Raw genomic sequence first — 7,935 nt, forward strand, 5'->3', positions numbered from 1 at the left:
ACGCTGCGAATGGAGGTCAGGGCCGGCGCGCCGAGTTCGGCCAGCCTGCCGTAGCCAAGCGCTTCGATGGCCGCCATGCCCTCGAACATCGCCTTGAGGTAATCTGCATCGTCAGCAGGCCGTGGGGTGAGACGCGGCGGCAAGGCCGGATCGGCGATCGGGAACCGCTCGCCCGCCGTCCCAAGCGGATAGTAGTCGAGGCCGGTCTCGGTCGTGGGGTCGATCATCGCGCTGAGTTTGATGATCCGCGCGAGCGGAAAATGCTGCGCCAGCACCTTGCCGCCGGAGTTCGAGGCGCCGCCTGCCAGCCAGGTGTCGCCAAGACGATGGCTGTAGATGCCAAAGCGCGGCGCCGAGATCGGCCGGTCGGACAGGATCTTGATGGTCAGCGAGGACCCCAGCGCGGTGACGCCGTCGCCCGCCGCCGTGGCGCCTGTCGCCAGGAACGAGGCACAGCCGTCCGTGGTGCCGGCAACCACGACCACATCGCGCGGCAGGCCGAAAAGCGCGGCGGCGGCCGCGGTGAGGGTGCCGATGACGTCGCCCGGCTCGACGACATCAGGGAGCAAATCCATGCGCATGCCGGTGGCTGCGATCCAATCCGGCCAGCGGCGCGCCTCGACGTCGTAACCGGTCTTGAGCGCATTGTTCTCGTCGCTGACGTCGAAGCACCCGGACAGGTTGCCGGCGATCCAGTCGGCCTGGTGCAGCACGGCCGCTATGCCGGGCAGATGCTGGTACCGGAGCGCCTTGGCCAGGCCTGAAGTCGCCCCGTGGGCGGCGCTCGCTTCCGGCGCCGCGCGGGCGATCGCGGCCAGGATGTCGCCGTCATCGACCTTGTCGTTGTACATCAGCGGCTCGGCCAGAGGCCGCCCATCAGCGTCGACCGGCAGCAGGGTGCCCGATGTGCCGTCGATGGCGATGGCGCGGATCGCGGCGCGGTCGACGCCCGAAATCAGTTCCGTCAGCGCCGCCTGGACCGCCTGCCACCATGCCGAGGGGTCGCGTGGGTTCTGGCCGAATTTGTCGAGCCGGACAGCGGACTGGCCGGCAATGGAAAAATCCTGACGCATGGCGACGGCGCGGGCGCCGGAGGTGCCGATGTCGATGCCGACGACAAGTGGCGTCATGTCGTCCCTCGCTAGGCCGTGCCGGCCGCATTGAGCTTCTGGCGATACTGCTCGGCGTCCCAGTTGACCAGTTCGTCATTCTCGGCGGCGGTGAGATAGTTCAGCCGCGCCTTGCCATCGACGCGCGCGGTCACGTCGGCAAGGCAACGCTGCATGGCGTCGGCACCGGCGCCGGCGTCGCCGCGCATCAGCACGCCGGCGCCGGGAAACAGGATCGCCACGGGTGCCGCGCCGAGCCGCGCGGTGACGCCGGCCACGTTCTCGCCCGGCCTCGCAACCACCGAGCCCTGGCCTAGAAAGATGACGTGGTCCGGATAAAGGCTGCCGCCCTCGGCCATATCCAGGCTTTCCGAATCGAGCGCGACCGCATGCGCTTCGACATCCGCCGGCAATCGGTAGTCGCCGGCGAGCGCCGTCAAGGCGGCGATATCAGGCGGGGCGGTGGCGCGCGCCGGCCGCGCCAGCAGCGACCGGACGCGGTGCAGCAAAGCCTCCGCCTCGGCGACGGTTTCGGCAGCAACCACCAGCCCGTGATTGCCAAGGATCAGCACGTCGACCCCGGGCCGCAATTTCGCGGCAATGCCGCGGGCGAGCGGCAGACCCGGCCGGAAATAGGGCACCCAGGCCCATTCGATGCCATCCAGCCGCCTGGCGACCTCGGCCTCGCCATCTGCTTGCACGGCAAGCGAAATCGTGTCGACGCAATGGACATGCAGCACCACGCGTTGCGGCATCAAGGCATGCACGGTGGTCTCGATCGACGGGCGCAGGCCACGCGGATTGAGGTCTTCGATGGCGAAGGCCTGTGGCCTGTCGGCGGTTGGATCGCGCTGTTCGACGGCCTCGAGCAGCGGTGCCATCGCCACCGGCACCATGATGTCGGCGCTGAGCGCATCCTTCAGCCAGGTGCCCGAGGCCTTGATCCACAGCGTGTCGCCGGCCTTCAGCGAGGTGTTGCCGCCCGCCGCCTGCGTCATGTGCGGGTTCAGCCCGATGCTGGCCGAAAGCGCCCGCAAGGCGGCCAGTTCCTGTGCATCAGCTTGGGTTGCCACGGCGCCTTTCCTCCAACGTTTGCATGCGATCCCGTCACCGGGTCGCTGCTGGCGCTGATATCGCAGATATGAGCGATCTGCGTCAACAGTGATCTACTATCATCAAAACAAGCTTGCAATCCGGCTAGTGTTGATTAAGTTGCACCAATTGCCGTGGGAGATGGCGTCAGGGAGGAAGGGTTGAGCGACTTCGGCCGCCAGCGTCAGATCGTCGAACTGCTGCGGGACCGCCCGTTCGCCTCCGTGCGCGAGCTGCAGGAGCGGCTCGGGGTCTCGGCGGCGACGGTCCGGCGCGATATCGACCGGATCGACGAGGCCGGTGAAGCCCGCAAGGTCTATGGCGGCATTTCTGCACTCGACGGGGCTTCGCATGCGGGCGTCGCCTATGCCCGGCCCTATGACGAGAACCGTGACCTTGCCGTCGAGGCCAAGCGGCAGATCGCAGCCGCCGCCGCGACCATGGTGCGCGATGGCGATGCGGTCATCGTCCATGGCGGCTCGACCTGTTTCCATCTCGGCGTCAAGCTCGCCGACCGCAACATCCGGCTCTACACCAATTCGATGCCGCTCGCGGCCTATCTCAGCGACCATGGCCATTGCAGCCTGACCGTCGCCGGCGGTGACCTGCACCGCGAGCCCGGCATCATCCATTCACCGACCCAGGCGACGCCCTTCTATGCCTCGAAATTCTTTCTCGGGACGCAAGGCCTCAACCAGGAAGGGCTGCTGGAATCGCATCCGCTGCTGGTGCGCTCCATCGTCGATCTCAGCCTCTGCGCCGATCAGATCGTGGTGCTGGCCGACAGCCGCAAACTGTCGATTCACGCGCGCAATGTCGCGCTGCCGCTGTCGCGCATCGGCACGCTGGTGACCGATGACGGGCTCTCCGATGCCGACGCGCGCATGCTGGAGGACGCCGGCGTCATGGTGCGGATCGCTTCGACCTCGGGAGCCCTCGCGTGAACGTGGCGGTGCTCGACTTCGGCAAGACCAACTCGAAGCTGTTCGTCTTCGGCCAGGACGGGCGCATTCTCGACGAACGGCGGACGCAGCCGAAATGGGTGCAACAAGGCGGCTTCAGCGTACTCGACGAGGCAGCACTCCATGACTGGGCGTTCGGCGCCGTCACCGACGCGGTCGAAAACAATGGTGTGGAAGGGGTGATGGTGTCGGGTCATGGTTGCACCTTCGCCCTTGTCGACGGCAAGGCGCTGACCCATCCGATCCTCGACTACGAGCAGGAGCCGCCGGCCGAAATCGCGGTGCGGATCGACCACCGCATCCCGGATTTCGCCGAAACCTTCTCACCGCGCCTGCCGCTCGGCTTCAACTATGGCCGCCACATGCTGTGGCTGCAGCAGGTCGATCCCGATGCGTTTTCGAACGCGACATCGATTCTGGGCTATCCCCAGTACTGGAGCTGGCGCCTCGGCGGCAGGCCGGTCTCGGAAGTCTCCTATCTCGGCTGCCATTCGCATTTATGGGCACCGCGTGAACGTGATTACTCCTCGCTGGTCGACGCCGAGGGCTGGCGCGGCCAGATGCCGGCTTTCGAACGTGCCGGCGCCGTCATCGGCGAGCGACGCTTCGGCAATACCGAGCGATCGATCGCCATCCACAATGGCGTCCACGACTCCAATGCGGCGCTGTACGCCTATCGCCGGCAAGGGCTTGGACCGCTGACCGTCGTCTCGACCGGCACCTGGGTCGTCGTGCTCAATCCGGACTGTCCGCTCGAGGCACTCGACAGCGAGCGCGACATGCTGGTCAATGTCGACGTCGACGGCGGCCCGGTGCCGACCATACGATTCATGGGTGGGCGCGAGTTCGCCGTCATCAGCGGCGGCTGGCAAGGCGCGATCCCGCATGGCTCGATACAGCAGGCGCTCGACGCCGGTCCCATGGCACTGCCGAGTTTCGCGCCGGGTGGACCGATATCGGACCGTAGCGGCGAAATCATAGGCGGTACGCCCAGCGCCGTGCAACGCGCGGCGGTGGCGTTGCTCTACGTTGCGCTGATGGTCGACCTTTGCCTCGATCTCATCCATTCCGATAACACGGTGATCGTCGATGGCGGGCTGAACACTGGCGGCCTGCTTGCCGGACTGCTGGCGCAGCTGCGCCCCGGCCAGACCTTCCTGCAAGGCGCCTCGTTGGAAGGCAGCGCCACCGGTGCCGCGGCGCTCGCCTTCGAGAGCGTGGGACGCGACTTCGCCGCCGAGCCGCCGGAGCCGGTGCGGGCGACGCAATTCGGCGGTCTTGCCGGCTATCGCGAGGCCTGGCGCGACCGCGTTGCCGGGCACGGTGCCGCCGCCAAGGCAGCGGGTGGTGCGCGATGAGCGCGGCAGTCCAAATGCAGACGACACGCCAGCCGGTGCTGGAGATGCGCCACATCTCGAAGACCTTCGGCGCGATCCGCGCCCTGCAGGACGTCTCGCTCAGCGTCCACGCCGGCGAATTGCACGCGCTGATGGGCGAGAACGGCGCCGGCAAGTCGACGCTGATGAAGGTGCTGTCGGGCGCCTATCGGCCGGACCCCGGCGGCGAGATCCTGATCGATGGCGCGCCCGCCGCGACCGGCGATCCGATCAAGGCTCGCGCGGCCGGCATCGCGGTGATCTACCAGGAGCTGTCGCTGGCGCCGAACCTGACGGTGGCGCAGAACATCTTCCTCGGCAACGAGCCGCGGCGCTTCGGCGTCGTCGACCGGGACCAGTGCAACCGGCGCGCTGCCGAGATCGTCGACCGGCTCGGCGTCGCCTTCTCGGCGCGTGCCCTGGTTTCCAGCCTGTCGCTCGGCGAGCGCCAGCTGGTCGAGATCGCCCGGGCGCTGTCGACGAATGCGCGCATCATCGTCATGGACGAGCCGACCACGTCGCTGACCTCGCGCGAGACCGACCGGCTGTTCGAGGTGATCGCGACGCTGAAGGCGCAAGGCATCGCCATCATCTACATCAGCCATCGCATGGAAGAGGTCTACCAACTCGCCGACCGCGTCAGCGTGCTGCGCGACAGCGGCTATGTCGGTACGCTGGAGCGCGCCGACCTCAACGCCTCGCGGCTGGTGTCGATGATGGTCGGCCGCGATCTCTCCGCCTTCTACAAGAAGGATCATCGCCCGCCGGACGAGAAACGCGCCGTGGCGCTCTCGGTGCGCGGCATGTCCGACGCGCACTTGCTGAAGAACTGTTCGTTCGACCTCCACCACGGCGAGGTTCTGGCGCTGGCCGGCCTCGTCGGCTCGGGCCGCACGGAGCTTGCCAGGCTGATCTTCGGCGCCGACAAGCGCAGCGCCGGCACGATGGAACTCGACGGCAAGGCCGTGACCATCGGCTCGCCGCGCGAGGCGCTCGATGCCGGCATCGCCTACCTTACCGAGGACCGCAAGGAACTCGGCCTGTTCCTCGACATGTCGATTTCCGACAACATCAGCATGGGCGTGCTGGCCAGGGACGCACGAGCCGGCGGATTTCGCGATTTCACCGCCGCCGACAGGAGAGCGGCGAAGGCCATTGCCGACCTCTCCATCCGCACCGGCTCGGCACAGGCCAATGCCGGCTCGCTGTCGGGCGGCAACCAGCAGAAGGTGCTGCTCGCGCGCCTGCTGGAGACGGAGCCGAAGGTCGTCATCCTCGACGAGCCGACCCGCGGCGTCGATGTCGGCGCCAAGTCGGAAATCTACCGGCTGATCGACAACCTCGCCAACAAGGGCATCGCCATCCTGATGATCTCCAGCGAATTGCCCGAGGTGATCGGCGTCGCCGACCGCGTGCTGGTGATGCGCGATGGCGCGATCGCTGGCGAGGTGACGGCATCGGAAGGCAAGCCGCTTCGTCAGGAAGCGATCATGGAACTTGCGACGGGAGCGTCTCAGCGATGACAGACAGGACGACCGGGACGAAGAGTGTGGATCAAGCGGCGGTCAGGAGCCGGCGGCTGCGCACCGCGCTTGCGGCCCTTGGCATGCTGCCGGTGCTGGTGCTGCTGGCCGCTGGCTTCCAGTTCATCAATCCGCGCTTTCTGACCGGCACCAACCTGCTGATCGTCACGCAGCAATCGTCGATCAACATCGTGCTTGCCGCCGGCATGACCTTCGTCATCCTGACCGGCGGCATCGACCTGTCGGTCGGCTCCATCCTTGCCGCCTCCGCGATGGTGGCGGTGCTGGTGTCGCTGGTGCCGGACTGGGGCCTGCTCGGCGTGCCGGCGGCCATCCTGGTCGGCCTTGGCTTCGGGCTCATCAACGGGTTGCTGGTCGCCTATATCAGGCTGCCGCCGTTCATCGTGACGCTCGGTTCGCTGACCGCCGTGCGCGGCGTTGCCCGCCTGCTCGGGCAGGACACGACGGTGTTCAACTCCGACCTGCCGTTCGACTTCATCGGCAACGGTTCGGTGCTCGGTATCCCCTGGCTGGTCATCATCGCGCTGTCGGTGGTGGTGCTGTCCTGGCTGGTGCTCAAACGCACCGTGCTCGGCACCTGGATCTACGCCGTTGGCGGCAACGCCGAGGCTGCGCGGCTGACCGGCATCAAGGTGCCGCTGGTGCTGCTCTTCGTCTATGGCGTTTCCGGTCTGCTCGCCGGCCTTGGCGGCGCCATGTCGGCGGCCCGGCTCTACGCCGCCAACGGCCTGCAACTCGGACAAAGCTATGAACTCGACGCCATCGCCGCCGTCATCCTCGGCGGCACCAGTTTCGTCGGCGGCGTCGGCTCGATCTGGGGCACGCTGATCGGCGGGCTGATCATCGCGGTGCTCTCCAACGGGCTCATCTTGGCCGGTGTCTCGGACATCTGGCAGTACATCATCAAGGGATTGGTCATCATCGTGGCGGTCGCCCTCGACCGCTACCGGCTCCAGGCAGGGGCAAGAACGTGAGTGACCTGGTCGCCGGCATCAACGACCGGCTCGTGCAACGCACCGTGAGAGGCGCGGTGCATCGGAGGAAGTAAGCGTAATGAAGATCATCACCAGACTGCTCTGCGGCGCCGCTTTCGCGGCCGTCGCCATCGCGCCGGCATCGGCCAAGGACCTCAACAAGGTCGGCATCTCGGTCGGCCTGCTCGGCAACCCGTTCTTCGTCGCCACCATCAAGGGCATCGAGGATGCGGCCAAGAAGATCAATCCGAAGGTCGAGGTGACATCGGTATCGGCCGACTACGACCTCAACAAGCAGGTCTCGCAGGTCGATTCCTTCATCGCTGCCGGCGTCGACGTGATCATGCTCAACGCGGTCGATGCCAAGGCGATCGCACCGGCTGTGAAGAAGGCGCAGGCCGCCGGCATCATCGTCGCCGCCTTCGACGTTTCGGCGCCGGGCGCCGATGTCACCGTGATGACCAACAACGTCAAGGCCGGCGAGGAAGCCTGCCAGTACCTGGTAGACCACACGGGCGGCAAGGGCGACTACGTCATCCTCAATGGACCGGCGTCGTCGTCGATCCTGGAACGTGTGAAGGGCTGCAAGAACGTGCTTGCCCAGCATCCCGACATCAAGATCCTGTCCGACGACCAGAACGCCGAAGGTTCGCGCGACGGCGGCCTGAAAGTGTTCCAGTCGCTGCTGACCCGTTTCGACAAGATCGACGCGGTGTTCGCCATCAACGATCCGACGGCGATCGGCGCCGAGCTCGCCGCCAAGCAGCTCAATCGTTCGGAGTTCATCTTCACCGCGGTCGACGGCGCGCCGGATATCGAGAAGGAACTTTCTTCCGGCAAATCGATGATCAAGGCTTCGGCCTCACAGGATCCCTATG

7 protein-coding genes are annotated in these 7,935 nt (G+C 66.6%); 5 read left to right on the forward strand and 2 right to left on the reverse strand.

Annotation, left to right across the window (positions count from 1 at the left end):
- Together EOA36_RS19970 and EOA36_RS19975 are read right to left on the reverse strand one after the other, a co-directional pair.
- A partial coding sequence (locus tag EOA36_RS19970) for an FGGY-family carbohydrate kinase (protein WP_127279095.1) occupies positions 1-1,130 on the reverse strand: 1,130 nt, incomplete at its 3' end.
- Between the two features lie 11 nt (positions 1,131-1,141).
- Positions 1,142-2,182, reverse strand: a complete 1,041-nt coding sequence (locus EOA36_RS19975) for a class II aldolase/adducin family protein (RefSeq protein WP_127279096.1) — start codon at positions 2,180-2,182, stop codon at positions 1,142-1,144.
- A 180-nt stretch (positions 2,183-2,362) separates the two neighbouring features.
- On the opposite strand from EOA36_RS19975, the gene EOA36_RS19980 reads away from it, so the two are divergent.
- From EOA36_RS19980 to EOA36_RS20000, 5 genes are all read left to right on the forward strand, one after another.
- The gene (locus EOA36_RS19980; protein WP_127279097.1) at positions 2,363-3,145 is read left to right on the forward strand and encodes a DeoR/GlpR family DNA-binding transcription regulator; all 783 of its coding nucleotides are present in this window, start codon (positions 2,363-2,365) and stop codon (positions 3,143-3,145) included.
- Positions 3,142-4,521, forward strand: coding sequence for a carbohydrate kinase (locus EOA36_RS19985; RefSeq protein ID WP_127279098.1), 1,380 nt, complete (start codon positions 3,142-3,144; stop codon positions 4,519-4,521). Before EOA36_RS19980 ends, EOA36_RS19985 begins: the two co-directional genes overlap by 4 nt.
- Positions 4,518-6,062 (forward strand): sugar ABC transporter ATP-binding protein, encoded by a 1,545-nt coding sequence (locus EOA36_RS19990; RefSeq protein WP_127279099.1) that lies wholly within the window; start codon positions 4,518-4,520, stop codon positions 6,060-6,062. The genes EOA36_RS19985 and EOA36_RS19990 overlap by 4 nt, the downstream gene beginning before the upstream one ends.
- Positions 6,059-7,057 (forward strand): ribose ABC transporter permease, encoded by a 999-nt coding sequence (locus tag EOA36_RS19995; protein WP_127279100.1) that lies wholly within the window; start codon positions 6,059-6,061, stop codon positions 7,055-7,057. The genes EOA36_RS19990 and EOA36_RS19995 overlap by 4 nt, the downstream gene beginning before the upstream one ends.
- A 79-nt stretch (positions 7,058-7,136) precedes the next feature.
- Positions 7,137-7,935, forward strand: a 799-nt coding sequence (locus EOA36_RS20000; RefSeq protein WP_127279101.1) for an ABC transporter substrate-binding protein, incomplete at its 3' end; no start/stop codon positions are given.

Origin of the sequence: Mesorhizobium sp. M8A.F.Ca.ET.021.01.1.1, assembly GCF_003998025.1 — a bacterium.
GTDB lineage: Bacteria > Pseudomonadota > Alphaproteobacteria > Rhizobiales > Rhizobiaceae > Mesorhizobium.

Coding starts and splice junctions, on each gene's coding strand:
- EOA36_RS19990 (WP_127279099.1), top strand. CDS start 4,518: ATGAGCGCGGCAGTCCAAATGCAGACGACACGCCAGCCGGTGCTGGAG.
- EOA36_RS19995 (WP_127279100.1), top strand. CDS start 6,059: ATGACAGACAGGACGACCGGGACGAAGAGTGTGGATCAAGCGGCGGTC.